The organism is Allobosea sp. 2RAB26 (assembly GCF_052115465.1).
In the GTDB taxonomy this organism is placed as follows: Bacteria; Pseudomonadota; Alphaproteobacteria; order Rhizobiales; family Beijerinckiaceae; genus Allobosea.
Genome location: NZ_JBFRGS010000005.1, coordinates 235,671 through 261,892, shown reverse-complemented (window position 1 = coordinate 261,892; position 26,222 = coordinate 235,671). Strand labels below are relative to the sequence as shown.

Below are 26,222 nucleotides of genomic sequence, written 5' to 3'. Positions count from 1 at the left end.
GTGTCTCCCTTGGGTGTTGTGGCTATGATGCTTCTCCCGCACCCGAGCCTCGGTCTGTGCGGGTCGAAATCGGAACGGGCGCGAAGCGTCCGATCGTGAAGGCGTCGATGGGCGTCGTGCTGCGCCCATCGCGGACGAGTTCGGCGAGGACCTCGCCGACGCCGGGTGCGATCTGAAAGCCGGCCCCGGTGAAGCCGAAGGCGTGGATCAGGCCGGGTGTCGTCAGGCTCGGACCGATCACCGGGTTGCGATCGGGTATCGCTCCCTCGGTGCCGCTCCAGAAGCGGATGGCATGGGCGTGGCGCAGGCCCGGGAAGAGTTCGGCCGCGCGGTTCATGATGGCAAGCGCGCCCTCGCCGCGTGGGCGCGAGAAATCGGGATCGTCCAGGGGCAAGGCGCGTTCGCCGCCGACGACGCAATTGCCGCGCTCGACCTGCCGGGCATAGATGCCGCCGCCCTCCATGCCGATATTGGCGGTCATGATCGCCTCGAGCGGCTCGGTCACCACCATCGAGGGATAGATGCGCGCAAGCGGCACAGGCTCGCCAAATGCCGCAGCGAAGCTGTCAGCCCAGGCGCCCGCGCTGTTGATGACGAAACGCGCGCTCAGCGAGAGATCATCGCCCGCTTCCAGCGCGAAGCCCGCACCGTTGCGCGTTACGCCCTTCACCGGCGTGTTCTCCAGCACATGGACACCGACACGGCGCGCTGCGCTGGCAAAGCCGGTCGAGACCAGTCGCGGATTGGCATGGCCGTCGCCGGCGCAGAAGGAGGCGCCGAACACGTCGCCGCCGACCCAGCCGAAGCGCTCGCGCAGGCCGTTATGGCCAATCAGCTCGAGGCCGAGCCCCTGTCCGGCAACTGTCTCGGCATAGGCTTCAAGTGCAGCCATGTCGGCCTCGTCGCGCGCCAGCTTGAGGTGGCCGGAGCGCAGGAACTCGCCATCGATGCCGATCAACGCCTGCAGCCGCGGCCAGATGGCATGCGCGCGCTGAGACAGCGGCAACTGCTCGAGCGGCCGTCCCTGGCGACGCACACCGCCATAGTTTACGCCGCTCGCCTGCGCGCCACAAAAGCCCTTGTCGAGCAGCGCCACCGACATGCCCATGCCGCGCAGCGCAAGAGCCGCCGAACTGCCGACCAGGCCGCCGCCAATGATGGCGACATCGACATCAAGACGCCGGCTCATTCCGCGGCCTCCGCACCGGTCTCGGCCATCGTCAACGCGAGGGGGATCGGCTTGACCGGCGCCTGGCTCCGCAGGCGGCCGACAGCGTCGATTCCCCGGCCCGTCTCTCCGGCGAGAAGCTCGGCCGCCACGCTGCCGCAGATCCGCCCCTGGCAACGGCCCATGCCGATCCGGCTGACGGCCTTCAGCCGATTGAGCTCGCTGATCTCGAAATGACCGACCGCGCGGCGAACCTCGCCAGCGCTGATCTCTTCGCAGCGGCAGACGGGGGTCTCGTCGGCAATGTCCTTCGCCCAATGCGCCGGGAACGGGAACGCGGCTTCGAGGACATTGCGGAAGCGGCCGATGCGGGAAAGCGCGCGCCCAATGGCCTCGGCGCGCTCCGGGTCATGCGGCAAGCCGCGATCCTCGAGCAGGGCTAGCCCGGCGCGCTCGCCCGCGAGTTCCGCCGCATCGGCACCCGCAATGGCAGCCCCGTCACCCGCGAGATAGACGCCTGGCACGCTGCCACGACCGGCCGCATCGCGTTCAGGGAGCCAGGCACGGTCACGCTCGTCGAACCGGAAGCGGCAACCGGCGAGATCGGCGAGCTGGGTTTCCGAGCGCAGCGCCAGGCCGTAGCCGATGCCATCGCAGGAGAGCCTCCGCGAGCGCGTGCCCTGGCGCCACAGGATCGCCTCGACGCGCCTGTCCCCTTCGACGCGGACATCCTCCACGCCATAATGCAGCGCGACGCCGCGCAGCCTGAGTTCGGCCGTCATCCGCATGCCGCGCAAGATGACCGCAGGTTCGAGCGCAAGGCCGCGCAGCAGGTTGAGCTTCGCGTTGAAGGGAGCGGTATCCAGCACCGCGGCGACGTCGACGCCAGCCTTCAGATACTGCCAGGCGACGAGATAGAGCAGCGGCCCGGAGCCGAGGAAGACGACGCGCGAGCCAATGGCGCAGCCTTGCGCCTTCAGTGCGATCTGGGCACCACCGAGGGTGAATACGCCCGGCAGGGTCCAGCCCGGAATCGGCAGGATGCGATCGGTCGCCCCGGTTGCCAGGATCAACCCATCATAGGCGATCTGCCGGTTGGTTCCTGCCACTGCGATATCGGCCTGGCCGTCCCGCAGGTTCCAGAGCAGCGCCTGCGGCCAGTAGTCGAGCCGTCCGGCAAGGGCGGCGAAATCGCTGTGCAGCCGCTCGGCCTTCGACGCTTCGGAGCCATAGAGCGCCGCGCTGCTGCGTTCGTCGGCAACCAGCCTCTGGCGATAGATCTGACCGCCGCAGGCGGGCGCCTCGTCGACGACGAGCGGTCGCAGGCCAGCCTTGACCAGTGCCTCGGCGGCCCGGACGCCGGCGGGCCCGGCGCCAACGATCAGCGGTTGCGCACGCGCCGTCACGCCACCCTCCCCTTGGCTGTCACGATCCGCATGCCGGCGGCGAGCGCCGTGGTGCAGGCGCGCAGGCGTTCCCCGCCTTCGAGACGGACCCAGCAATCCTGGCAGGCGCCCATCTGGCAGAAGCCGGCGCGCGGCGAAGCCGAGAACTCGCTCACCCGCAGCACCTCGCTGCGATTGAGGATGGCGGTCAGCACGGTGTCTCCGGCCCGCCCCTCGCAAGGCTCGCCGTCGAGAATGAAGGCGATGACCGGGTGGCTTTTGCGTGCGATGCGGTGAAGCAATGGCATCCGTCCGCGCTCACTTCTGTCCGACGAGGATCTTGTCGAGCCCGAACGCGCGGTCGAGCACCAGCATCGCGCCGGCCGTCAGCGCGATCATCAGCGCCGAGACCGCCGCCATCATCGGGTCGATGGATTCGGTCGCGTACATGTACATACGGACCGGCAAGGTCACGGTCGCCGGCGAGGTGACGAAGATCGACATCGTCAGCTCGTCGAAGCTGTTGATGAAGGCGAGCAGCCAGCCGCCGGTGATGCCCGGCAGGATCATCGGCGCGGTGACGCGGCGGAATACCGTCCAGTGCGAGGCGCCGAGCGTCATCGCCGCCTGCTCGGCACTGCGATCCATGCCCGAGAGCGCCGCAAGGACCAGCCGCAGCACATAGGGCGTGACGATGATGACATGGCTGACCACCAGCCAGGTGAAGCTTCCGGTCGCGCCGATCAGGGCGAAGAGCCGCAGGAAGGCCACGCCCAGGACGAGATGCGGGATGATCAGCGGCGACAGGAAGAGCGCGTTCAGCCCATCACGGCCGGGAAAGTCGTAGCGGTCGATGGCGAGCCCGGCCGGCACGGCGAGTGCGATCGCGATCGTTGCCGACAGTGTCGCGAGCCACAGGCTGTTGACGAAGGAGGCGACGAAATCCGGGTGCACGAAGATCTCGCGGAACCAGCGCAGCGAGAAGCTGGTGGTCGGGATCGAGAGCGTGTTCTCGGGCGTGAAAGCGACGAGGCAGATGACCAGCAGCGGCGCCAGCACGAAGGCGACGACGAGCGTGTGGAAGGCGAGCGCGATCGGACCATTTTTCTGCATGGCGCTTATCCCAGGGTCCGGCGGGCGCGGGCTTCGACCATGCGGTTATAGGCCAGCATGATGATGAGGTTCGCGACGAGCACGATGATCGCGATCGTGGCGCCGAGCGGCCAGTTCAGCTCATGCATGAACTCGTCATAGACGAGCGTCGCCGCCATCTTGAGCCGGCGGCCACCAAGCAGGCCGGGGATCGCGAAGGCGCTGGCCGAGAGCCCGAAGACGATCAGGCTGCCAGATAGCATGCCCATGCTGACCTGCGGCATCACCACCCGGCGCAGCGCGGTGAAACGCGAGGCGCCAAGCGTCCAGGCGGCAGCCTCGACGGAAGGATCGAGCTTCTGCAGCGAAGTCCAGACCGGGATGACCATGAAGGGCAGCATGACGTGGACAAGCGCGATCACGATCGCCGTCTCGGTGTAGAGCAGCTTCACGGTGCCAAGCCCAAGCGCCTGGAGTGCCTGGTTCACCAGTCCGGTCGAGCCAAGCAGCATGCTCCAGCCAAAGGCACGCACCACCACCGAGACGAGCAGCGGCCCGATGATCACCAGCAGGAAGACGGAGCGCCAGGGATCGCGCATCCGCGCCAGGATATAGGCCTCGGGCACACCGATCAGCGCGCAGAGCAGTGTCGTCAGAGCAGCCACGCGCAGCGTCCGCAAGAAGATACCGAGATAATAATCGTCCGTGACCACCGCGAGGTAGTGGGCGAACGTGAATTCGTTCTTGATGCCCGTGCCGTGGTCATAGACGTGGAATGACAAAATCACCGTCAGCACCAGCGGGACGATGACCAGAGCCAGGAACAGCAGGGCGCCGGGCGAGACCAGCAGCCAGGGCGTCAGCGCCGAGCGGGCCCGACTCATGCCGCGGCTCCGGTCGTAGCGGTAACGGCCTCGACCCGCAGGCTCGCAGGCGTCCAGTCCAGTGCAACGGCATCGCCCTCGCCTGCCGGCTCTTCGCCATGGTTGGGAACCGAGACAGAGAGCGCTCCAACCGGCGTCTCGACGGTGAAGAGCCAGTAGCTACCGAGGAAGAAGCGATTGACGATGGTACCGTCGAGCCGGCCCTGGCCCTGCGACCGCAGCAGGATCTTTTCAGGACGCAGCGAGAGCGCGACCGTCTGGCCGTCCGGGAAGCTCGCCTGCTCGCAAGGCAGGGACACGCCGTTGATCTGCGGTGTTCCGGCGGGGCCGTGCCCTCGCCAGATGCCGTCCAGCCGGTTCATCTTGCCGACGAAGGAGGAGATGAAAGCCGTAGCCGGGCGCTCATAGAGCCGGTAGGGCGCATCGATCTGGGTCATGCGACCCTGCTCCATCACGACCACCCGATCGCTGATCGACAAGGCTTCCGCCTGGTCATGCGTGACCATGATCGTCGTCGTGCCGACGCTCTGCTGGATCCGGCGCAGTTCGAACTGCATTTCCTCGCGCAGCTTGGCGTCGAGATTGGAAAGCGGCTCGTCGAGCAGCAGCACCGGGGGCACGATCACCAGTGCACGCGCGATCGCGACGCGCTGGCGCTGGCCGCCCGAAAGCTGGCGCGGATATCGGTCGGCAAGCTGGGCCAGATGCACCAGCCCGAGCATCGTCTTGACGCGCTCGTCGCGCTCGGCGCGGGCGACCTTGCGCATCTCCAGGCCGAAGGCGACGTTCTGCGCCACGGTCATGTGCGGAAACAGTGCATAGCTCTGGAAGACGATGCCGAGACCGCGCGTGTTCGGCTTCTCACGGGTGATGTCGCGCCCGTCGAGAGCGATCTTTCCGCCTGTCGGTTCGACGAGGCCGGCGATCATCTGAAGCGTCGTGGTCTTGCCGCAGCCGGACGGACCGAGCAGCGAAACGAACTCGCCCTTGGCGACGCTGAGGTCGACATCGCGCACCGCGGCGTGATCGCCATAGACCTTGCTCAGCGACGCCAGCGTCAGGAAGCCCATCTCCACCTCGCCTGGTAGACACCCCGGGAGCATCGAACGGGGCGCCGATCTGCAACGGCGCAAGGAGGCGGCAGGGGCACGAATTCGTCAATTTATAATTTCATAGAAGAGAATTTCATTTGACTTAATTTCGACATATGGAATTTTCTAAAGGACATCGAAATGCAAATTCGGACAACCGAATGAACGATTCAGCCGAAGCGACATCGAGCCTGCGTCGCGCGCTCGGTCTCCTGCGCATCCTCGCGGCAGCGGATCCGGCCGGTATACGCCTGAAGGACCTCTCCGAGGCGGCAGGCTGCAGCCAGCCGACGGCGCATCGCGCCTTGCAGGACCTGATCGCGGAAGGTTTCGCCGAGCAGGTCACCGGTGGGAAGCGTTACCGGCTGGCCCTGGACTTCTTCGTGCTGGCGGCCCGCGCCGGCCAGGCCAGCGGATTGCGCGATCTTGCACGGCCGGTACTGCTGCGCCTCTCGGCGACGCTGCACGACACCATCTTCCTGCTGGTCCGCAACGGCTACGATGCTGTCTGCCTCGATCGGGTCGAAGGCCCCTTCCCGATCCGGTCCTTCACGGGCGATATCGGCGGCAAGGTGCCGCTCGGCATTGGACAGGGCAGCCTCGCCATTCTCGCGCATCTTCCCGAGGACGAACGCGAGGCCGTGATCCGCTTCAATATCCCGCGTCTGCTCGATCGCGGCTTTCTGGACGAGGCCGGCCTGCGCATCGCGCTGGCCGAGGCACGCGAGCTGGGCTGGGTCAGCCTCAATACCGGGCTGATCCCGGGCATGGCCGGCCTCGGCGTGCCGGTCTTCGATGCAGAAGGCCGCGCCGTCGCGGCGCTCAGCATCGGCACTCTGGCGGAGCGCCTCAGCGACGAGCGGGGCCCGAATGTCGCGCGGATTCTCCAGCGGGAGGCCGCGACGCTCGGCGCGAGCCTCAATCCGTTCGATGTTTCGCTGCGCTATCCCTCACGCAGCCTCAGCAGCACGGCCCGCCAGTATCCCTGAGAAAGCGAGGCGGGCGCGATCACTCCACCTTGGCGATCGCTTCGATCTTCTCGATGCCGCCGAGCTTCGGGGCGAATGAGATCCAGACCTTGCGGGCACCGGCCTCCCAGCCTGGACGATCCTCCGGTTGGACGAGCTTGCCCCCCTCGGATTGCGCCTTGGCCATCGATGCCTCCTCGTCGGCAAGGATGAGGTCATCGAAATAGGACGTGCCTTCGGCTGCCGCCTCGGACAGCGCCTTGCGATCCTCCGCCGTAAGCCCCTTCCAGAAGGACGCCGAGACATAGACGACGCCGCTCGCCCAGATATGCCCGGTCTCGATCAGATAGGGCACGACCTCGTGCAGCTTGAAGCCGACATAGGCCGATTTGGTGAGGTCCATGGCATCGACGACGCCGGTTTTCAGCGCGTTATAGGTTTCGGGGATCGGAATCGGCGTCGGATAGGCGCCGAGTCCCGACCAGAGCTCGGTATGAAGCGGGCTCTGGATTACGCGGATGCGCTTGCCCTTGACCGATTCAGGCGTCGTCAACGGCTCCTTCGCCAACAGGTGGCGCGCGCCGTAATTGATGAAGCCGAGCACGACAAAACCCTGCGCCTCGTATTTCGCCTTGAGTTCGGCGCCAAGCGCACCATCAAGCACGCGCTTGAGATGGCCACGATCGCGGAACAGGAAGGGCAGATCGAGGATCTGGCCGTCCGGCACCCAGGAGGAGAGCGCCGAGATCGTCGAAAGCGAGGCCTGGACCGAACCGAGCCTGATCCCTTCCGCGACCTCCTTCTCGCCGCCGAGTGCCGCGTTGCCGACGATGCGCAGATCGAAGCGGCCGGGCGCGGTCCTGTTCAGCGTCTCCGCGATCCTGCGCCAGATCTTCGTCTCTGGCTTGTCCTCGCCGAAGAGCGAGGCGACGGTCACCGGCCGGCCAGCGGCATGGACCGCACGAGCCGAGAGGAGCGCGGGCGCGGCAAGCAGGCCTGCGGCGACTTGGCGGCGGGTCAACGACATCAGAAGAACTCCTTGATGGAAAGCGGGAGCGACGGCCAGACGGCTGCACCGAGCGAGAGAACGGCGAGCGCCACCAGCAGCGAGCCGAGCAAGGGCAGCACAGCGCGGAAGACCGAGCCCGCGGGAATGCGCAAGATGCCGCTGACGACATAGACGAGGATGCCGAGCGGCGGCGTCAGCCCGTGGATCATCAGGTTGACGACGAGGATGACGCCGAACTGGATCGGGTCCAGTCCGGCCGCGACGGCGACCGGCAACAGCAGCGGACCGAGCAGCAGGATCGCAGCGCCGATATCGAGGAAGAGCCCCGCCGCCAGCAGCACGAGATTGGCGAGCAGGATCACCGCATAGGGACCGGCGCCGAGAGCGGTCACCAGGGCTGCCATCTGGTCCGAGACCCGGTCGACCGCGAGCATGAAGGCAAACGGCGCGGAGGCTCCGATGAGCAGGCCGACGGCCGCTGCCTCCGTCGCCGATTTCCGCAAGGCGGCGAAGACGGTGCGACCATTCAAGCTCCGTAGCGCGAGGCAGGTCACCAACGAATAGGCCACCGCGAGCGCAGACGCTTCCGTCACGGTCACCACGCCGAAGCGGATGCCGACCACCACGACGATCCCGAGTCCGATCGCGGGCAGCGCCCCGACAAAGCTTCGCACGCGCTCGACACCGGTCGCCTTCGGCGCAGCGTCGACGACATTGCGCACGCTGAGATGAATGCCGATGGCGAGAGCCAGCGCCAACACCCCACCAGCGATAAAACCGCCAACCAGAAGCGAGCCGACCGAAAGGTTTGTCGCAGTCGCCAGCAGCAGGAACGCGATCGAGGGCGGGATGATATTGTCCAGCATCGAGACGCCGGCGACGATCGCGCCAGCCTGCGCCGGCGGATAACCACGGGCGATCAGCGTCGGCGCCATCACCTTGGCCCCGAAGGCGGCATTCGCCACCGAAGAACCCGACGCCCCTGAGAACAGGACGCTCGCGACGAGCGCCGTCTGGGCGAGGCCCGCCCGCAGGTGCCCGACGAGCGCGCCGGCAAAGCGCACGAGCCGTTCCGCAAGGCCGCCTTCGGTCAGCAACTCGCCCGCTAACAGGAAAAACGGCACCGCGAGCAGCAGGAACTTGCTGATCCCGGAGACCGTGTTCTGCACGATCGCTGGCTCGGGAAGCAGCCCGCCAAAGGCCCCTGTCAGCGAGACGCCGGCCAGCAGCGCGAATGGCAGAGGCGCGCCCAGGATCAGGCCAAGCCCGGCAAATCCGGCGGCGATGAGGCTCGGTGGCTCGACGAAGAGCCCGGTGACCTGCTGCGCCAGCAGGTAGGAGCCGGTCCCGACCGCAAGCGAAAGCGCTGCCGAGAGCCAGGAGCGGTCCAAAGCAGCGCGAGCCAGAACGACCAGCAGCGTCAGTCCGCCCCCGATCGCGAAGACGCCGAAGCGCAGCGACTCCGGCAAGCCCAGCACGGTCGAGACGCCGCCGACCTGCGCCGCGACCCCGGCGCCGCCAAGCGCGAGCACGAGTGAGCCATGCACGGCAAAACCATCGGCCAGGATCGCCGCCCCTCGCTGTCCCGAGGCCGGCAACAGCCTGACGATGACATCGAGCCGCATGGCAAGCGCGCTGGTCGCGGCAAGCGGCGCTCCGATGGCGATCAGCGCGGCATGAAGCCAGATCGCCAACTCGTCCGACCAGACGAAGCCGCCGCCGAAGACATACCGACGAATGACAGCCGCAATGACCACGCTGAACAGGATCGCGAGCAACGCCGCGCCCGCAATCTCGAGGACCGAGACGAGGCGCGACAGCGCGCGCGCGGCAGGGCGACGCAAAAGCCCGGGCGTTTCCGCCCTCACATCAGCCAAGGTTGTCATCACGCGTTCGCCAGGAGCTTAGCGCAGGGGCGAAAAGGCGGTCGGCCGCAGGATACGGCTTCGCATCTCGAGAACATAGGGCGCAGCCTTGGCGCGAAAGGCCTGCCAGGCAGGGTCGGCTTCCATTGCGGCACGCCGACGTTCGCGGTCGCCGGCATCCTCGAAGCGCCACATATGCACGACCTCGTTGACCACGCCGGTATCGGTGGTGAACCAGCCGATCAGATGGCCGAGATGCGAGACCTGCAGTTCCATGCCTTCGCGGACATAGAGGTCGAGATAATCGCGCACATGGGCGGGCTTGATGGCATAGGTGCGTTCGTCGAGGATCATGACTTAGCCTGCGGCTTTCGCTGAGAGGTCGCGGTCGAACAGGTTGGACCAGGTGAAGGCCGAGCCCGCCCGGGGAGTTCTTGCCACGTCGAGATGCGGCAAGACCAGTTCGGCGAAGCGGTAGGCTTCCTCGAGCAGCGGCATGCCGGACAGAATGAAGGTCTCGATGCCCGCCGCCTGATAGGCGCGCAACGTCCGGATCACGGTCTCGGGCGAGCCGACGATTGCAGTGCCGGGCCCGGGACGCACGAGCCCCAACCCAGCCCAAAGTCCTGGCGCAATCTCGAGGTCACGCGCGAATTTGGGCTTCAACCCGCCATGCAGTGCCGTCATCTTCTGTTGCCCGACTGAATCCGTGCCGGCCACGAAACGGGCATTGGCCGCGATGGCGGCGTCGTCCATCTGATCATGGAGATCCTGAGCCGCCGCCCAGGCCTCCTCGTCGGTCTCGCGGACGACCACATAGAGCCGGATGCCATAGTTCAACTCGCGGCCATGGGCCGCGGCGCGCGCCCGCACATGCCCGACCTTTGCAGCCATCTCGTCCGGGGTTTCGCCCCAGGACAGATAGGTATCGACATGCTTGGCAGCGACCTCGATCGCAGCCTCGGAAGAGCCCCCGAACCAGAGATCGGGCTGCACGATCGGATCAGCACCCGAGAGAGCGAGCTTGGCCTCGATCGTCTCGACATGGCGTCCCTTGAAGGTCACCGTTTCGCCGGCGAGGATGCGCCGGAACACAGTGAGATATTCGTCGGCCATCACGTAGCGCTCGTCATGGGGCAGCAGCATGCCATAGGCGCCGAGCATCTTGGCGTCGCCCGAGACGATGTTGAGCAGCAACCGCCCCTTGGAGAATTCCTGGAAGGTCGCGGCCATCTTGGCCAGCAGCACCGGCGGGATCAGCCCGGGGTGGATCGCCGTCAGGAAGCGCATTCGCTCGGTGAAGGGCAGCAGCGATGCGCCGAGAACCCAGACGTCATGCGCACCGGTCGCCAGCAGCGCGCCAGTGAAGCCGAGATGATCATAGGCCCGCGCCAATTGCTGCAGATAGGCATGATCCATCTTGCGGGCGCCGTCCTTCTTCCAGGGATAGCGGCCGTCAGGGGCGGTCAGATACCAGAGCACATTCATAGGCTTTGTCTCATGATTTGCAGTGATGCTTAAGCCGAAGCGGCGGCGTCTTCGAACCGGGAGAGGCCGAGCGCTCGCCGAAGAATGCCATGGCGGACGAGGCAGGCGGCCTCCTGCTCCTGTTCGGCCAGAACGGCGGCGTCGATCGCAGAGATGCGCCAATCGCGCGAGCGCAGAACGGCGAGCCATTGCGCTTCATCGACATCCCCCGATGCCGAGAGCTGGCGAGCAGCCGCTTCTGCATGGTCCTCAACGAAGCTCGCGATGCGCGCGATGTGCTTGTGGAAGGCGGCGATCTGGTTCGGCCGCCGATCGAGGACCGGACGATGCGTCCAGAACAGAGAGCGATTTGGGATGACGCCTCGCGTATCCGCCATGGCGACAAGCCCGCCTCGATCCAGCTCCACAGGCAGGTGAGGATCCATCGCGATCCAGGCCGCGACCTCGCCCTGCCGCAGAGCCCTTGCCGAAGCCACTGGCGAAAGATCGATGCGGTTGAAATCCGCAAGGCCCAGGCCAGCCCGTTCGGCGAGATGCGCCAGCAGATAGGTATGGAACGAGCCCTCGACGAGGGCGATCCGGCAGCCTTTGAGGCCTGCCAATGCGACCTCAGCCTCGTCCTTCCGCCTCAGGATGGCACCATTGGCCGGGCGCGGTTGAGAGGCCGCGAGATAGACCACCTCGAGCCCCAGATCCTGCGCGGTCAGCGGGGGCGTCGAGCCGGTGCCGCCGAGTTCGATCTCGCCGCCGGCGAGCAGTTCTCCGGTCGCGCGGCCATCGGCATAGTCGACGAACGCCCAGCGCTGATCGCCCTCCCTCTCCGCGAGCAGCCGCGCAAGGCGCAGATGCAGGTTGTTGGCATGGACCCCGACGCGAAGGCGGCCAGGCGAATGAAGACCGCTCATCTCGTCCCCTCAGCCAGCCGGGAAGGCGCCTTCGAAGACACTGGCCGAAAGCGGATTGCGCTGGCTCGGAACCTCGCGGGCCTGCAGTGCCTCGGGCAATTGCGCCTTGTCGCCCACCTTGCCGATGGCGACGGCCGCCTCGACCCGATAGCCGCCGGGAACATTCAACTCCACCGCAGCCCGCTCAAGATCGAGCCCCGCCATGCCATGCGCCTGCCAACCCGAGCGGGTCGCCTGCAATGCGAGATGGGCCCAGGCCGCACCGGCATCGAAGGAATGAGTGTGGGAGGCGATTTCCTCGACCTTGCCCGGAACGGCAAGCGTCGACTTCGAGACGATCACGACGAGTGCCGCCGAGTCCTTGGCCCATGACGCATTGAACGCATTCAGCAGGCCTAGCAGCCGATGCCAATGGGCGGAGGCACGCCGGGCATAGATGAAACGCCAGGGCTGGGAATTGTACGAGGATGGCGCCCAGCGCGCGGCTTCGAACAGAGAGAGCAACTCGGCTTCGCTGATCTCATCGTCACTGAATGCACGAGGCGACCAGCGTTCGAGAAAGAGTGGATCGATCGCATGGTCAGCGGCGCGGTCATTGGCAGTCGTCGGCATGATCCGGATGTCCGTGAGGCAGTATTGAGAAGTATGACACCAAAGCACTGAGGCAGGTTCGCCGCAGAATTGCGAACGTTCGGGCAGGGAACGTCCGCGATAACGCTCTCACGACTGGCCGAGCGAGCCTTCGCCGCTTACGAAGACCGCCTGAGATCGTGCAGAAAGCATCGAGCTTGGACCGGCCCCGGTCAATAGAATTGTCTGTTTAAACGAACGATCGATTTGGAAGATTCTTTACGAACAGCCTCTAGATACGAGCAACCAATTCTCAATTGCCGTTTGCCGTTGGGGAATGCAGCCCAAAAACCCAAATCTGCCGCACGATCACCGCACAAGAATCCGTCATGCCGAACGAACGTGAACTTGCCCTTCCTTCCTCTGACGCTCCGCCCGGGTTCTTCTCCGGCCGCCGCGAGAAAAACTCCGACAGCAGGCGGAACCTTTGCGTCGCTGCGGCGTTTGCGGCGAAATGCGGGAGGTTGCAGTCATGAATGGCGTGGTGTTCGCCTCGGCAGTCGTCCTTTGCGGAGGCATCGTTTCGGTCCTCACCGGGAGTATTCCCACCCACGGATTTTTCGCTGAGTTTGTCTGGTCAGGGCTAGCCTTGGCTGGGCTGATCACCATCGCAGGCATCGAAGCCTCGAGCTGAATTCTTGTCTGCTCTTTGGTGTGAAAGGCGCCCTTCGTTACGAAGGCTCGCGCTGCATCCTGCTTGCTGCTTCGCCCCGGCCAGAGTTGAGCGTAGGATCGTCTGCGCTGTCCGAGCCTTGCCACCAGGCATAGGCGGGTTTTGACCAGACTTGAGGTGGCGGCCGCCGCCGGCCTCGCAGCCCACGGTCCAGATGGGAGTTCGCGATGAATACAGCCAACCTGCAGCTAGAAGGCCTGCTTGTCGCCGTAGCCGAACTCACGCGCCTGCTGGTTCGCAAGGGACTTGTCGAGGAAGCCGAGGTCGAGTGGGCGCTGGACCGTGCGGAAACGAGCCTCCGCTCCGACCACAGACGCATGGGCCAACTCCGGGAGAGCAATGCCGACGCCGTCACATTCCCCGTGCGCTTTCTGAGCGCCGCCTTGAGGAATACCGGGGACGCCCCGCTCTCCTTCTCGGAACTGGCGTGTCATGTCGGGCAGTCGAAGCCGGCCCGGGTGCCGCAGCCTCCTCACCCTGCATCCTGACATCGGCTTCGACTTCAAATCTCCACCACCGCAACGCCGAAATGCCGCAATCGCCTCCATACCATGAGCTAGCTTATGATATGGAGGCCTGAGCATGCGGCGCCCACTCAAGCGCGAACTCGTTTTCCAGCTTCTCGAGACCTCCCGACAACTGCGCAGCTATGTCGACCAGCGCGCACGGGAAAATGGCACGACCCGCGCGCAATGGAGCGTGCTGGCTCGTCTGCGCCGCGCGGAAGGTCTCAATCAGGCCACGCTCGCCGAGATGCTCGAGCTGCAACCGATCTCGTTGACGCGCCTGCTTGACCGGCTGGAAAGCCAGGAACTCGTCGAGCGCCGCCTTGATCCCCAGGACCGACGCGCACGGCTCCTGCACCTGACCTCTGCGGGTCGAAAGCTCGTTGACGATCTCGATGCGCTGCGCGCAGAGATCGCCGGCGAGGTACTCGACAGTATCGACGAACCTTCTCTCTCGACGACCCTCGCGACACTCGCATCTGTCCGGGACAGGCTGAGGCACGGAGCCCCGGAGCGCGCCGAGACGAAGCCAGCCGCGCGTCGCGTGCCTGCTGGCAGCGCCCTTTGAGTTGCGCGGAGTAGGCTCGATGAAAGGCTCAAAATCACTCTGGGTGATCGCCATTCTCGCCGTGGGCGCCGTCGGCGCCGGCCTGTGGCTGAAGCTCCCAAGCGCAAACCAGGGCAAGGACGGCGCCTCCCGCGCCACCACGACGCGCAGCGAAGCACCCGTTTCGGTCGTGACCGCCAAGGCAACAACGGACGACGTCCCCGTGCATAAGCGGGCTATCGGCTTCGTAGAATCCCCTGCGATCGTCACCGTCAAATCGCGGCTCGACAGCCAGATCATGGAGCAGCACGTCAAGGACGGGCAATTCGTTAGGGCCGGCGACCTGCTCTTCACACTCGACGACCGCGATCTGCGCACTCAGATTGCCAGGGATCAGGCTGCTCTCGCCCGCGACCAGGCGACCCATGACCGTGCCCAGGCCGACCTTGCCCGCTTCCAGCAATTACTGGCGAAGAACGCCGGCACGCAGCAATCCGTGGACCAGGGTATTGCCGATGAGAAGACGGCAGCCGCGACGATCCTGGCGGACAAGGCAGCGCTTGAGTCAGACATGCTCAAGCTGAGCTATAGCAAGATCACCTCACCGATCGATGGACGAGCGGGCGCCGTGCTGGTCACGCCGGGCAATCTCGTCAGCGCCAACAGCGCGGGCCCGGGTCTCGTCACGATCACGCAGGTCAAGCCGATCCGCGTCGCCTTCACCTTGCCCGAACGCGAGGTACCGATGCTGCAAGCGGCGCTCACGGCCGGCAAGGTTCTCAAGGTCACCGCGAAACCCGCCGACTCGCCGCGCCCGCCGGCAGAAGGAACCCTCACCTTCGTCGATTCCAGTGTGGACATCGCTTCCGGCACCATCGCGGCCAAGGCTGCTTTCGCCAATGCCGACCTCTCGCTCTGGCCCGGCCAGTATGTCGATGTCGCAGTCGAGGCCGACAGGCTCGACAATGCCACGATCATTCCGACGGTCGCCGTGCAGGTGGGGCAGAAGGGCTCCTATGTCTATGTCATCAAGCCGGACGACACGACCGACCTGAGGCAGGTCAGCATCGCCCTCGTCGACGGCGACAGGACGGTGATCACGGACGGTGTTGCGGTAGGCGAGCGCGTGGTCGTCGACGGCCAGATGCGGCTCAAGCCCGGAACCCGCGTCCGCGAGCGCGCTCCCCCCGGAGCCGATACCAAGCCCGCGGCAGGCAAGGAGACCATCGCCGACGGAGGTCGGTCATGAGCATCTCTGGATTCTGCATTCGCCACCCCGTGGCGACCATCCTGATGTCGGTCTCGCTGGTCCTGGCGGGGCTCTTCGCCTATCGTTTCCTGCCGGTTGCAGCCCTACCCCGCGCCGAATTCCCCGTGGTGAACGTCTCGGCGCAACTGCCCGGCGCCTCTCCCGACACCATGGCGACCTCGGTCGCGACGCCCTTGATCAAACAGTTCGCCACGATCGCCGGCATCGACAGCATTGCGACGACAAATTCCCAGGGCGCGACCTCGATTGCCATCCAGTTCGTACTCAATCGCAACATCGATGCCGCCGCCGCCGATGTGCAGGCCGCGATTGCGCGCGCCCAGAAGCAGCTGCCGATCGAGATGACCGCGCCGCCGAGCTATCGCAAGGTGAACCCGGCCGACGCGCCGATCATCCTGCTAGCGCTGAAGAGCGATATCATCCCGCTCTCGCAGCTCGATGCTTTCGCACAGCAGGTGATCTCGCCTGCCCTGTCGACTGTCGACGGCGTTGCGCAGGTCCTGATCTTCGGCAGCCAGAAATATGCGGTGCGCATCCGCATCGACCCGACCGCGCTGGCGGCTCGCGGCATCGGCGTCGACACCTTGCAGAATGCGATCACCTCCGCCAACGACAATTCTCCGGTCGGCACGGTGCAGAACGACCGGCAGCAGCTGACGATCCAGGCCAGCACACAGCTCGCAAATGCAGCCCAGTTCGCCGATGTCATCATCGCCACGCGCAACGGCAAGCCCGTGCGCCTCGGCGATGTCGCGAAGGTGATCGACTCGGTCGAGAATACGCAGACAGCCAGCACCTATGACGGCATGCCGGCCGTCGTGCTCGCGGTGCAGCGCCAACCCGATGCCAACACCGTCGACGTCGTCGACAGGGTCAAGGCCATGCTGCCGGCGTTCCGCGAGCAGTTGCCGGCGGCAGCGCAACTGGCTCAGCTCAATGACCGCTCGATCTCGATCCGCGCCGCGGTTGAGGATGTTCAGTTCACGCTGGGGCTGACCATCGTTCTGGTCATCATGGTGATCTTCGTCTTCCTGAGAAGGCTCACCGCGACCCTGATTCCGGCAGTTGCCGTACCGATCTCGATCATCTCAACGCTCGCGGCGATGTATGTGCTCGGCTTCTCCATCGACAACATCTCGCTGCTTGGCCTGACGCTCTCGGTCGGCCTCGTCGTCGACGACGCCATCGTCATGCTCGAGAACATCGTGCGGCACATGGAAGAGGATGGGCTCTCAGCCTTTGACGCAGCTCTCAAGGGCTCGCGCGAAATCGGCTTCACCATCATCTCGATCTCGCTCTCGCTTGTCGCGGTCTTCATCCCCGTGCTGTTGATGGGTGGCGTCATTGGCCGGATCTTCAACGAGTTCGCGGTGGTCGTCACCGTCGCAATCCTCGCCTCGGCCTTCGTGTCCCTGACACTGACGCCGATGCTCTGCTCGCGGCTGTTGACCAACGCCGACCAGCACGCTCCCGAGCACGGCCTTGGCCATGTGCTCGAACGCGGCTTTGAGAGCGTGCTCCGCGGCTATGACCGCGCGCTGACTCTCTGTCTGCGTGTGCAGCCGCTGATGCTTGCTGCCTTCTTCGCAACAGTGATCGGCACGGTCTGGCTCTTCCAGACCGCTCCCAAGGGTTTCTTCCCGCAAGAGGATATCGGCCAGCTCCAGGTCGCGACGGAAGCGAGGCAGGATATCTCATTCGCCGCGATGCAAAGGCTGCAGAAGGAGGTTGCCGACGTCTTCCGCAACTCGCCCTATGTCAGCCATGTCGCGTCCTCCGTCGGAGGCGGCGGCGGAGGTGGTGGCAACGGCGCGCTGAATGCCGGGCGCCTCTTCGTCGAGTTGAAGCCGAGAACCGAACGTCCTGCTTTGCAGACCGTACTCTCCGACCTGCGCAGGCAGCTCGCACAGGTCGCCGGCATCAACGCCTTCATGACACCGGTTCAGAACCTCAATATCGGCGCGCGCGCCTCCAAGAGCCAGTATCAGCTCGTAGTCCAGGGGCTCGACCAGACGCAGATGAACGATTGGGCGCTGAAGCTCGCCGATGCGATGAGCCAGGATCGCGCGACCTTCACCGACGTCACAACCGATCTCCAGAACAACGCCCTGCAAGCGACCCTGGTCATCGACCGCGACAAGGCAAACTCACTGCAGATCGGCGCCGACACCCTGCGCTCGACGCTGTATTCCGGCTTTGGCGTTCGTCAGGTCTCGACCATCTTCACCACCGGAGACAGCTATGAGGTGGTTGTCGAGTTTGACCCCGCTCTTGGCTGGACGGCCGACAAGCTCGACGCGATCCGCGTGCGCGCCAGCAATGGCCTGCTTGTCCCGCTCGGCTCCTTCACCCGCGTCGAGCGCACGGCGGGGCAGCTGACGGTGAACCAGCTCGGCCAGCTTCCGGCGGTGACCATTTCCTACAACCTCCCTGCGGGCGTCGCGCTCGGCGACAGCGTGACCAGGATCAACACCATCAAGACGGAGCTTGGGTTACCGACGACGCTCTCGACGACCCTTGCCGGCACCGCCAAGACCTTCCAGGATTCGCTCGCCAACCAGGGCCTGCTGATCGCCGGCGCGATTCTGACGATCTATATCGTGCTCGGCATCCTCTACGAGAGCTTCATCCATCCGCTGACGATCCTGACCGGCCTGCCATCGGCGGCCATCGGAGCCCTGGCCGCGCTGCGTCTCTTCGGCCTCGACCTGTCGGTGATCGCGATCATCGGCATGCTGATGCTGATCGGCATCGTCAAGAAGAACGCGATCATGATGATCGATGTCGCGCTCGTGCTGCAACGCGAGGGCGTGCCCTCTCAGGATGCGATCCACCGCGCCTGTCTGATGCGCTTCCGCCCGATCCTGATGACGACGCTGGCGGCGCTGATGGGCACCTTGCCGATCGCACTCGGCGCCGGCGCCAGCGCCGAGCTGCGTCAGCCCCTTGGCATCGCGGTCGTCGGTGGCCTGCTGATCTCGCAGGTGTTGACGCTCTTCATCACGCCGGTGCTGTTTCTCTACATGGAGCGGGTGTCGAAGGCCCTGACCATCGCGAAATGGGCGTATCCCAAGCCCACTATCGCTTCCGTGCCGGATAGAACACGTCGGACATGATCAGCGCATCCGCCGTGCTCGGGCTGAACGCCGCGGGGATATCATAGACAAGGACGAGGCGAAGCAGCGCCTTGACGTCCACGTCATGGGGCATGGCGGCAAGCGGATCGGGGAAGAAGATCAGCACGTCGATCTTCCCCTCGGCGATCATCGCTCCGATCTGCTGATCGCCGCCAAGCGGGCCGCTCTTCACGGTCTCGACGCCGACATCCGGATGGCTCTGCTTCAGCACCGAGCCGGTCGTCGCCGTGGCGATGAGGCGATGCGCGCTCAGCACCTGGATGTTGCGTGTCACCCAGGCCGCAAGATCGGGCTTCTTGCGGTCATGGGCGATCAAGCCGATGCCGAGGCGTTTCGTCATGTCCGCCTTCCCTGTTCCAGCCCCGCGCGGGCTCAGACGACGCTGTCGCGCTCGGGCACGGGCTCGCCGCGCGAGACACGAGCGATGTTGTCGAACATCCGCTTGACCGTCGGGGCGAAATTGTCGGATGCGATCGCCGCCAGATGCGGCGTCACCACCAGATTATCGAGCCCGAGCAGCGGGCTGTCAGCCGGCAGCGGCTCGATCTCGAACACGTCCATCGCGGCGCCGGCAATCTCCTTCGCGCGCAAAGCCTCGATCAGGTCGTTCTCGGCGACGACGCCGCCGCGCGCCACGTTGATAAGCACCGCCGTCTTCTTCATCGCAGCGAAGGCAGACTTGTCGATCATGTTCGCCGTCTCCGGCGTCAGGGGGCAATGCAGCGAGACGACGTCGGACTTTGCCAGCAGCTCTGCCAGCGAAGCGTGCTTCACGCCCAGTTCGGCTTCCTCTGCGGCGGAGAGTGGCTGGCGCTTCGAATACAGGATCGTGCAGCCAAAGCCCTTCAGCAGCTTCGCGACATTCTGGCCGATGGCGCCAAAGCCGACGATGCCAACCGTCTTGCCGGACAGGGTGAAGGTGTCGCCCGGCAGGCGCCCGCCACGCCAGTCCCCCTTCTTCAACTCGGCATGGCCGAAGGAAATGTGACGCAGGGCCGAAAGCATCAGCCCGAGCGTGAACTCGGCGACCGGCACGGCATTGCTGCCCGTGGTGCGGGCAACCTTGATGCCAAGCTGCTTGGCGGTTTGGGTGTCGAGATTATCGACCCCGACGCCCCATTTGTGCAGCAGCTTGAGCTTCTTCGCCGCCTTCAGCACCTCGGCATTGACGCCGACCTGTCCCGCGATCGCGTATTCGGCCTCCGCGATGATCTCCTTCATGTGGTCGTCGCCGCGCGCCGTGCCATGCGTGAGGACGAAACCCGGCGGCAGGAGCGCCCTGAGCTTGTCGGCGCGTTCAGGCGCCATGGGATCGAGGACGACGATGGTTTCTGACATGATGATGGTCCGATTGGCTTGAACGAAATCAGGCAATGGTGAAGCGGACGCCGGCGCGCGCCAGCCCGCCGGAGATCGCGACGGGCGTGCCATCGGCGCGCCAGCAGGCGGCGCCGGTGAGCGTTCCGTCGGAATTGAAGCCGATGGCATTCATGCCGCCGGCGACACGCTGCACGCGTGCGATCTGATGGCCGCGCGCAGTCAGTTCGCTGGCGACCGAATCCGGAATCGCGCTTTCGAGTTCGAGCGCTCCACCCTCCGTCCAGACACGCGGCGCCTCGACGGCCTCCTGCAGGCTCATGCCGTGGTCGATCAGGTTGACGATCGCCTGCAGTGCCGAGGGGAAGATGCGCAGGCCGCCGGGCAGGCCGAGCGCGAAGGCAAGCTTGCCATCGCGCAGGACCATCATCGGCGCCATCGAAGTGAAGACCCGCTTGCCTGGCGCGATCGAGAGCGCGCGGCCGGGATGTGGATCGAAATTATACATATAGTTGTTGGTTAGCATCCCGGTGCCGGGGATCTGGGTGCAGGCGCCGAACAGGCCGTTGATCGTCTGGGTGGTCGCAACCACATTGCCAGCCGCATCCGCTACGGTGACATGAGTGGTGTTCGCGGATTCCCCGGCGCTGAGACCGGCCGCCCAGGCCTTGGTATGGGCCATGTCGATATCGGCGCGGCGCTCATCGGCGTAGGACTTGGCCGTCAGACGCTCGATCGGCACCTTGACGAAGGCCGGGTCCGCAGTCGCCACCGCCCGGTCGGCGAAGGCGATCTTCAGGGCCTCGGCAACGAGATGCACGGCATCGCTCGAGCCGAAGCCGAGCGCACCGATATCGTAGCCCTCGAGGATGTTCAGCATCTGCACGATATGGACGCCGGACGAGGATGGCGGCGGCGGACCGAGGATCTCGAAGCCGCGATAGCGACCCCGAACCGGCTCGCGCTCGATTACCTTGAAGGCGGCGAGGTCGGCCTGGTCGATCAGCCCGCCATTGGCCGCCATGAAGGAGGTTAGCGCCGCGCCGAGCGGGCCATCATAGAGCGCCGAGGGGCCGGTTTCGGCGATCAGCCGCAGGCTCGCGGCATAATCGCCCTGAACCAGCCGCTCCCCCGCCGGCAGCGCCTTTCCGCCGGGCAGGAACAGTTTTGCAAGGCCCGGATCGCGTGCGAGATCCGGCGCGCAATCCGCGATGCAATCGGAGAGATAGGGGCTGACCACGAACCCGCGTTCGGCCAGCCGGATCGCAGGTTGGAGCACATCGGCGAGCGGCAGCGTGCCGAAGCGCGCCAATGCCTCGCACCAGCCGGCGAGCGCACCGGGAACCGCGACGGCCTTGGGGCCGACGAGGTTCTCGCGGTCACGCGTATCTCGCGCCTTGCCGACCTCGTGCGACAGCGCCTCATACATGTCGGCACTGGCCTTGCCCGGCGCGGTCGACAAACCGTCAAGCACGAGATGACGACCGTCAGCCAGCCGGATATGGGCAACGCCGCCGCCGAGCACGCCGACCATCATCGGCTCGACGACGGTGAGCGCGAACAGCGAGGCGATGGCCGCATCGATGGCATTGCCGCCCGCGAGCAGCATGTGCGATCCCGCGGCCGAGGCGAGCGGATGATTGGTGACGACCATGCCGCGCGAGCCGGTGGCCGACAGCTTCTCGCAGGTGAAATTGGCGACGCGCGGGCCGCGCAGCTGGGCGTTCATCGTGTCTGTCCTCAGCCGTTCTGCTTCAGCGCCTCGAGCACCATCTTGGTGGCGCCGGAGATGTCGCCAAGCTTCTCGCCGGCCTTGACGCGCGCCTGAGTGCGCTCGCCACGCTCCTGCCGGGCCAGCGCCGCGTCGGCAATCGCCTCGGCCTCTCCTGCCGGCAGCACCAGCACGCCGGACTCGTCCGCGAGGATGATGTCCCCGGCCCTTACCGCGACATTGCCGCAGGAGATCGGCAGGTTCAGCGTGCCGCCGAGATTGTAGAGCCGGGTCGTGATCGGCGACATGCCGCGGCACCACATCGGGAAATCGCTGTCTTCGATCTCGGTCAGATCCGTGCAGGGGCCATCGACGATGCCGCCGATCGCGCCGGCCGCCTTGGCCGCCACGGTGACGCCGCCGCCCCAGCAGGCATGCTTGTCATCGCCGAGTCGATCGACCACGAGGATGTCGCCGGGGCGCAGAAGTCCGAGCGCGTGGTGCAGCAGCGTCGAATCCTGCCCGGGAATGGCAAGCGTCACGGCTGCGCCGGCGATACGCTTGTTGCGCAGCAAGGGCTGGATGCCGCGGTCCATGAATCCCCAGTGCTGGGAATGGCCGATGGTGGCGGTTTCGACGCGGCTGAGCTTCTCGGCAAGGGCCGGCGAGATCTGCTGCGGCATGGGTTCGATGCGGTAGTCGGGCATGGTTCTCTCCTATTGGCCGACGGCGCGCGCGACGCCGACGAGACGTTCGACCAGAACGACGATGATGAGGGTCGCGACGATCAGGATCACCGACAGGGCCGCGACGAGCGGATCGGTGCGTCCTTCGACATAGCGCACCATCTCGACCGGCAGCGTCGAAGCGCGCGGACCGGAGAGGAAGAGCGAGATCACGGTCTCGTCGAAGGACAGCAGGAAGGACAGGGCACCGCAGGCGATCAGGCCGGGCGTGGCAAGCGGCAGCGTCACGCGCCAGATCACCCGCCAGGGCTTCGCGCCCAGCGTCGCGGCAGCCGCTTCGATATCATCCGGCAGCGTCGAGAACGCCGTCGTCATCATCCGGATCACGAAAGGCAGGGTCACGGTCATGTGGCCGAGCACAAGCCCGGGCAAGGTCGCAGTCAGCCTGAGCGGGGTGAAGAACAGCAGAAGCGCAAGGCCGACAATCAAGGTGGGCAGCAGCAACGGCGCGAGAAAGAAGTTCTTCAGCGCCTCCTGGCCGCGAAACCGCCCCTTGTCGAGCGCCAGCGCCGCCGGCACGCCAAGCAGCAGCGACAGCGCCGTGACCACACAGGCGATCTGAGCGCTGAGGACGACGGCATTCAGCAGCGGTGTGTTGCCGGCGAGTTGCTGGAACCAGCGCAGCGAATAGCTGGACGGCGGGAACAGGATGAAATTGTCCGCCGAGAAGGCGAGAGCCACGACGACGACGATGGGCGCCAGGATCAGGGCGTAGACGACACCTGCGAGCGTCGAGAGTACGGGTCCGGCGCCATTCATCGTTGCAGCCTCCGCGCCGCGACATTGGAGAGCACCAGCAGCGCCAGCAGCAGCACGAGCGTATAGATCGCCAGTACGGCGGCGACCGGCCAATTGGTGTTCGTCGTCGCCTGCTCGAAAATCTCCGTCGCCAGCACGAAGACCCGACCGCCGCCGAGCAGTTTTGGCGTGATATAGGCCGACATCGAGAGCACGAAGCCCAGGCCCGCCGCGAGCGCGAGCGCCGGCAGGCTCAGCGGCAAGGTCACCCGCAGGAACGTGCGCAGCGGCGTGCAGCCCAGGCTGCGCGCCGCCTCCTCCAGCGTGCGGTCAAGCCGGCCGAAACCGGCGAGCAGCGCGAGGATCATGTAGGGCATGATGCTCTCGGCGAGGCCGATGGTGACGCCCGTCCAGTTGAAGACGAGGCGCATCGGCGTCGAGATCAGCCCAAGCCACTGAGCAAGGGAATTGACGAGCCCACGATCCCCCAGGATGGCGAGCCAGCCGAAGACACGCACCACGCCGGAGACCAGCATCGGCATGATCGCGATCACGGCCAGCAGGCCACGAAAGCGCGACTGCGTCCGGAACAGGAACAGCGAGACCGGATAGGCCATGCACAGCGCGATCAATGTCGCGCTCAGCGAGAGCCAGAGCGAGTTGAGCGTCAGCTCGATCGTGAAGGAATCAGCGAGGACTTCGCTGGTCGTCTTGAGCGACCAGGCCTCGATCATCGCCCCCGTCGGCCCGACCTCGTTGAAGGCGGTGCGAAACAGGCCAAGGGTCGGCCAGACATAGACGGCGAGAAGAAGGAGCGCCGCCGGGACGACCAGCCAAGGCAGGCGCGAGCCGGCGGTCATGTTGCCTCGCGCGGGAAGAGCAGCGTGTCTCCGGCCCGCCAGAGCACGGCGACCTCGGTCCCGGCCGCTGGCGGCTTCGTGCCGGATTGCATCTCGACGCTGAGCTGCCCCCCTGCCCCCTCGACGATGACCTCGACATGATCTCCGACGAAGACGCTGCGCAGAACCCGGCCGGTCAGCCGGACCATGCCCTCGCCGGACGGTTCACCGGTTGCGGCGAGCCGGATGCGCTGCGGCCGCACGAAGACGTCGATCTCGCCGCCGGCCGGAGCGGTGGCCGGCAAGGTCACTCCCCAGACGCTGATGGCGCCTGCCTCATTTCGCAAGGCCGGCAGCACATTGGCGCGCCCGACGAAGTCGGCGACGAAGCGGGTCGCGGGCCGCTCGTAGATATCCTCCGGCGTGCCGATCTGTTCGATCCGCCCGCGCTTCATCACCGCGATCCGATCGCACATCGTCAGCGCCTCGACCTGATCGTGAGTGACGAAGAGCGTGGTGATGCCGAGCGAACGCTGGATGTCGCGAATCTCGTGGCGCATCGCGTCACGCAGCTTGGCGTCGAGATTGGACAAGGATTCGTCGAGCAGCAGCACGGACGGGCGAATGACGAGCGCCCGCGCCAGCGCCACGCGCTGCTGTTGACCGCCAGACAATTCGCGGGGGCGCCTGCCCTCGAGGCCGGCAAGGCGCACCATGCCGAGCGCCTCTTCGACGCGCCGCGACGTCTCAGGGCGCGGCACGCGCCTTTCCTCGAGACCGAAGCCCACATTGTGGGCAACGCTCAGATGCGGAAACAGCGCATAGGACTGGAAGACATAGCCCATGTTGCGCTTATGAGCCGGCTGGCGCGTGATCTCGGCACCGTCGAGGCGGATCGAGCCCGCGTCGGGATCGATCAGGCCGGCAAGCATGCGCAGCGTCGTGGTCTTGCCGCAGCCGGAGGGGCCGAGGAGAGCAACGGCCTCGCCCTTCTCGACCGAAAGCGCGACGTCATCGACAGCGACGGAATCGCGGTAGCGCTTCTGCAGGCCGGCGAGTTCGAGATAGCTCATGGCAGGCTGCGATCCCGGCTCAGCGACCTGCCGTAGCGATGACTTCGCGCCGCCAGCGATTGTTCCACTGGTCGCGCATCTTCAGAACCTCGTTCCAGTCGACGCCGATCATCCGGCCCCGGCTTTCCGGGGCTGCAGCGGTGCGCGCCAGCGCCTTGGCGTCGATCGCTGCCTTGGCGTTTGTCGGTGCATAGAACATCCGCTCGGTGAAAGCCTTCTGCGCAGCTTGCGCCAGCGCAAAATTGACGAAGGCAATCGCGGCGGCCCTGTTCTTCGAGCCGGCAGTGAGGTTGATGGTGTTGATCTGGAAGACCGATCCTTCAGGCGGCAGCAACGCGGCGATCTTGCCGCCGGTCTGGTCGCCATAGAGCTGCGCACGGGCGTTCCAGCCGGTCGCGACTTTCACCACTCCGTTCAGGATCAGCGAATAGCCATCGGGATTGGGCTCGAACGTATTCACCGAAGGGGCGAGCGCGCGCAGCTTCTTGATCGCCGCATCGATCGACTTGCGGTAGTCGCCGCCCTCCATCTTCTCGACCATTGCGGTGAGCGCGAGCCCCTGGATGTTCGGCGGCGCCGCAAGTGCGACCTGCCCCTTGAGGTCCGGCCGCCAGAGATCGGCGAGCTTCTCGATCGGCGCCTTCAGATTCTGCGTATCATAGACGAGCACGAGATGGTCGAAGGTCACGGCCGGGCCGTAATCGCCTCCGGCCGCGCGGGCCTCCGGATGGAGTTCGTTCAGCGACGGAACTTCGGAGGGCGTCAGCTTCTCGAACAGTCCCTCGATATTGCCGATGCTGGAGGTGGTGACATCCATGATTGCCACATCGACCTGCGGATCAGCCTTCTGGGCTCGGACGCTGCCGACCATCTGGGCCGAGGTGCCGCCCGGCACATAGTTCACCTTCACGCCGGGAAAGGCCTGCTGGAACGGCTCGACCACCGCCTTCACGTAGTTGTCCTGGAAGATCCCGGAATAGGACATCAGCGTGATCGAGCCGCTGAGCCCCTGGGCCCTGACGAGAGCCGGAGCGGCGATGGTCGCAAGCCCGGTCTGAAGAACAAGACGACGTGTCGGCATGGAAGCTTCCCCTCTTGTCATGGCCGCATGCGAGGCGGCCGCAATGTCGTAGCCAGCGCCCACTGGCTTGTCATGGCGCGGCGGCGCTGGAGACCCATG

Annotated in this window: 26 protein-coding genes; 6 read left to right on the top strand and 20 right to left on the bottom strand. The window is 65.7% G+C overall.

What is annotated here, in order from left to right; genetic code table 11:
• Window positions 1-22 precede the first annotated feature (22 nt).
• The 6 genes from AB4118_RS11640 to AB4118_RS11615 are packed head-to-tail and all read right to left on the bottom strand — an operon-like array spanning window position 23 to window position 5,599.
• A complete protein-coding gene (locus tag AB4118_RS11640) occupies window positions 23-1,189 on the bottom strand; it encodes an NAD(P)/FAD-dependent oxidoreductase (protein ID WP_441489865.1) in 1,167 nt (388 codons plus the stop codon).
• Entirely contained in the window at window positions 1,186-2,574 is a 1,389-nt protein-coding gene (locus AB4118_RS11635; protein ID WP_441489864.1) for an FAD/NAD(P)-dependent oxidoreductase, read from the bottom strand. Before AB4118_RS11635 ends, AB4118_RS11640 begins: the two co-directional genes overlap by 4 nt.
• Window positions 2,571-2,861, bottom strand: coding sequence for a (2Fe-2S)-binding protein (locus AB4118_RS11630; RefSeq protein WP_441489863.1), 291 nt, complete (start codon window positions 2,859-2,861; stop codon window positions 2,571-2,573). The genes AB4118_RS11635 and AB4118_RS11630 overlap by 4 nt, the downstream gene beginning before the upstream one ends.
• A 10-nt stretch (window positions 2,862-2,871) precedes the next feature.
• Window positions 2,872-3,666 (bottom strand): ABC transporter permease, encoded by a 795-nt coding sequence (locus tag AB4118_RS11625; protein ID WP_113519132.1) that lies wholly within the window; start codon window positions 3,664-3,666, stop codon window positions 2,872-2,874.
• A gap of 5 nt (window positions 3,667-3,671) precedes the next feature.
• Complete coding sequence (locus AB4118_RS11620; protein ID WP_069880418.1) at window positions 3,672-4,529, bottom strand: ABC transporter permease; 858 nt, start codon at window positions 4,527-4,529, stop codon at window positions 3,672-3,674.
• The gene (locus AB4118_RS11615) at window positions 4,526-5,599 is read right to left on the bottom strand and encodes an ABC transporter ATP-binding protein (protein WP_441489862.1); all 1,074 of its coding nucleotides are present in this window, start codon (window positions 5,597-5,599) and stop codon (window positions 4,526-4,528) included. The genes AB4118_RS11620 and AB4118_RS11615 overlap by 4 nt, the downstream gene beginning before the upstream one ends.
• A gap of 182 nt (window positions 5,600-5,781) precedes the next feature.
• Between AB4118_RS11615 and AB4118_RS11610 the strand changes: the two genes are divergently transcribed.
• Window positions 5,782-6,609 (top strand): IclR family transcriptional regulator, encoded by an 828-nt coding sequence (locus AB4118_RS11610; protein ID WP_441489861.1) that lies wholly within the window; start codon window positions 5,782-5,784, stop codon window positions 6,607-6,609.
• A gap of 19 nt (window positions 6,610-6,628) precedes the next feature.
• On the opposite strand, the gene AB4118_RS11605 is transcribed toward AB4118_RS11610, so the two are convergent.
• Genes AB4118_RS11605 through AB4118_RS11580 form a run of 6 tightly spaced genes read right to left on the bottom strand, consistent with a single transcriptional unit; the run spans window position 6,629 to window position 12,467 of the window.
• Window positions 6,629-7,615 (bottom strand): TRAP transporter substrate-binding protein, encoded by a 987-nt coding sequence (locus tag AB4118_RS11605; RefSeq protein ID WP_441489860.1) that lies wholly within the window; start codon window positions 7,613-7,615, stop codon window positions 6,629-6,631.
• Entirely contained in the window at window positions 7,615-9,483 is a 1,869-nt protein-coding gene (locus tag AB4118_RS11600) for a TRAP transporter large permease (protein WP_441489859.1), read from the bottom strand. The genes AB4118_RS11605 and AB4118_RS11600 overlap by 1 nt, the downstream gene beginning before the upstream one ends.
• An 18-nt stretch (window positions 9,484-9,501) precedes the next feature.
• The gene (locus AB4118_RS11595) at window positions 9,502-9,816 is read right to left on the bottom strand and encodes an NIPSNAP family protein (protein ID WP_043235378.1); all 315 of its coding nucleotides are present in this window, start codon (window positions 9,814-9,816) and stop codon (window positions 9,502-9,504) included.
• Window positions 9,817-9,819: 3 nt separating this feature from the next.
• Entirely contained in the window at window positions 9,820-10,950 is a 1,131-nt protein-coding gene (locus AB4118_RS11590) for an LLM class flavin-dependent oxidoreductase (protein WP_441489858.1), read from the bottom strand.
• Between the two features lie 29 nt (window positions 10,951-10,979).
• The gene (locus tag AB4118_RS11585) at window positions 10,980-11,855 is read right to left on the bottom strand and encodes an ABC transporter substrate-binding protein (RefSeq protein WP_441489857.1); all 876 of its coding nucleotides are present in this window, start codon (window positions 11,853-11,855) and stop codon (window positions 10,980-10,982) included.
• 9 nt (window positions 11,856-11,864) lie between these two features.
• Window positions 11,865-12,467 (bottom strand): nitroreductase family protein, encoded by a 603-nt coding sequence (locus tag AB4118_RS11580; RefSeq protein ID WP_441489856.1) that lies wholly within the window; start codon window positions 12,465-12,467, stop codon window positions 11,865-11,867.
• Between the two features lie 490 nt (window positions 12,468-12,957).
• Here AB4118_RS11580 and AB4118_RS11575 point away from each other — a divergent pair, with 490 nt between their 5' ends.
• The 5 genes from AB4118_RS11575 (at window position 12,958) to AB4118_RS11555 (ending at window position 18,597) form a co-directional block, all read left to right on the top strand.
• Complete coding sequence (locus AB4118_RS11575) at window positions 12,958-13,119, top strand: hypothetical protein (protein WP_441479381.1); 162 nt, start codon at window positions 12,958-12,960, stop codon at window positions 13,117-13,119.
• Window positions 13,120-13,325: 206 nt separating this feature from the next.
• Window positions 13,326-13,646 (top strand): hypothetical protein, encoded by a 321-nt coding sequence (locus tag AB4118_RS11570; protein WP_074471595.1) that lies wholly within the window; start codon window positions 13,326-13,328, stop codon window positions 13,644-13,646.
• A gap of 94 nt (window positions 13,647-13,740) precedes the next feature.
• Window positions 13,741-14,232: a MarR family winged helix-turn-helix transcriptional regulator gene (locus tag AB4118_RS11565; protein ID WP_441489855.1), complete on the top strand. Its 492-nt coding sequence runs from the start codon at window positions 13,741-13,743 to the stop codon at window positions 14,230-14,232.
• Window positions 14,233-14,251: 19 nt separating this feature from the next.
• Entirely contained in the window at window positions 14,252-15,460 is a 1,209-nt protein-coding gene (locus AB4118_RS11560) for an efflux RND transporter periplasmic adaptor subunit (RefSeq protein WP_441489854.1), read from the top strand.
• Window positions 15,457-18,597, top strand: a complete 3,141-nt coding sequence (locus AB4118_RS11555) for an efflux RND transporter permease subunit (RefSeq protein WP_441489853.1) — start codon at window positions 15,457-15,459, stop codon at window positions 18,595-18,597. The genes AB4118_RS11560 and AB4118_RS11555 overlap by 4 nt, the downstream gene beginning before the upstream one ends.
• On the opposite strand, the gene AB4118_RS11550 is transcribed toward AB4118_RS11555, so the two are convergent.
• The 8 genes from AB4118_RS11550 to AB4118_RS11515 are packed head-to-tail and all read right to left on the bottom strand — an operon-like array spanning window position 18,560 to window position 26,123.
• Entirely contained in the window at window positions 18,560-18,958 is a 399-nt protein-coding gene (locus AB4118_RS11550; protein ID WP_441489852.1) for a methylglyoxal synthase, read from the bottom strand. The two genes, AB4118_RS11555 and AB4118_RS11550, sit on opposite strands and share 38 nt — an antisense overlap.
• Before the next feature lie 32 nt (window positions 18,959-18,990).
• The gene (locus AB4118_RS11545; RefSeq protein WP_441489851.1) at window positions 18,991-19,956 is read right to left on the bottom strand and encodes a 2-hydroxyacid dehydrogenase; all 966 of its coding nucleotides are present in this window, start codon (window positions 19,954-19,956) and stop codon (window positions 18,991-18,993) included.
• A gap of 28 nt (window positions 19,957-19,984) precedes the next feature.
• Window positions 19,985-21,664 carry a gamma-glutamyltransferase gene (gene ggt / locus AB4118_RS11540; protein ID WP_441489850.1) on the bottom strand — a complete coding sequence of 560 codons (1,680 nt, stop codon included), beginning with the start codon at window positions 21,662-21,664 and terminating at the stop codon, window positions 19,985-19,987.
• A gap of 11 nt (window positions 21,665-21,675) precedes the next feature.
• On the bottom strand, window positions 21,676-22,353 hold the full coding sequence (locus tag AB4118_RS11535; RefSeq protein ID WP_441489849.1) for an RraA family protein: 678 nt from the start codon (window positions 22,351-22,353) through the stop codon (window positions 21,676-21,678).
• A 9-nt stretch (window positions 22,354-22,362) separates the two neighbouring features.
• On the bottom strand, window positions 22,363-23,151 hold the full coding sequence (locus tag AB4118_RS11530) for an ABC transporter permease (RefSeq protein ID WP_441489848.1): 789 nt from the start codon (window positions 23,149-23,151) through the stop codon (window positions 22,363-22,365).
• Window positions 23,148-23,990, bottom strand: coding sequence for an ABC transporter permease (locus AB4118_RS11525; protein WP_441489847.1), 843 nt, complete (start codon window positions 23,988-23,990; stop codon window positions 23,148-23,150). The genes AB4118_RS11530 and AB4118_RS11525 overlap by 4 nt, the downstream gene beginning before the upstream one ends.
• Window positions 23,987-25,042, bottom strand: a complete 1,056-nt coding sequence (locus tag AB4118_RS11520) for an ABC transporter ATP-binding protein (protein WP_441489846.1) — start codon at window positions 25,040-25,042, stop codon at window positions 23,987-23,989. The genes AB4118_RS11525 and AB4118_RS11520 overlap by 4 nt, the downstream gene beginning before the upstream one ends.
• A 19-nt stretch (window positions 25,043-25,061) precedes the next feature.
• A complete protein-coding gene (locus tag AB4118_RS11515; protein ID WP_441489845.1) occupies window positions 25,062-26,123 on the bottom strand; it encodes an ABC transporter substrate-binding protein in 1,062 nt (353 codons plus the stop codon).
• Between the last annotated feature and the right edge of the window lie 99 nt (window positions 26,124-26,222).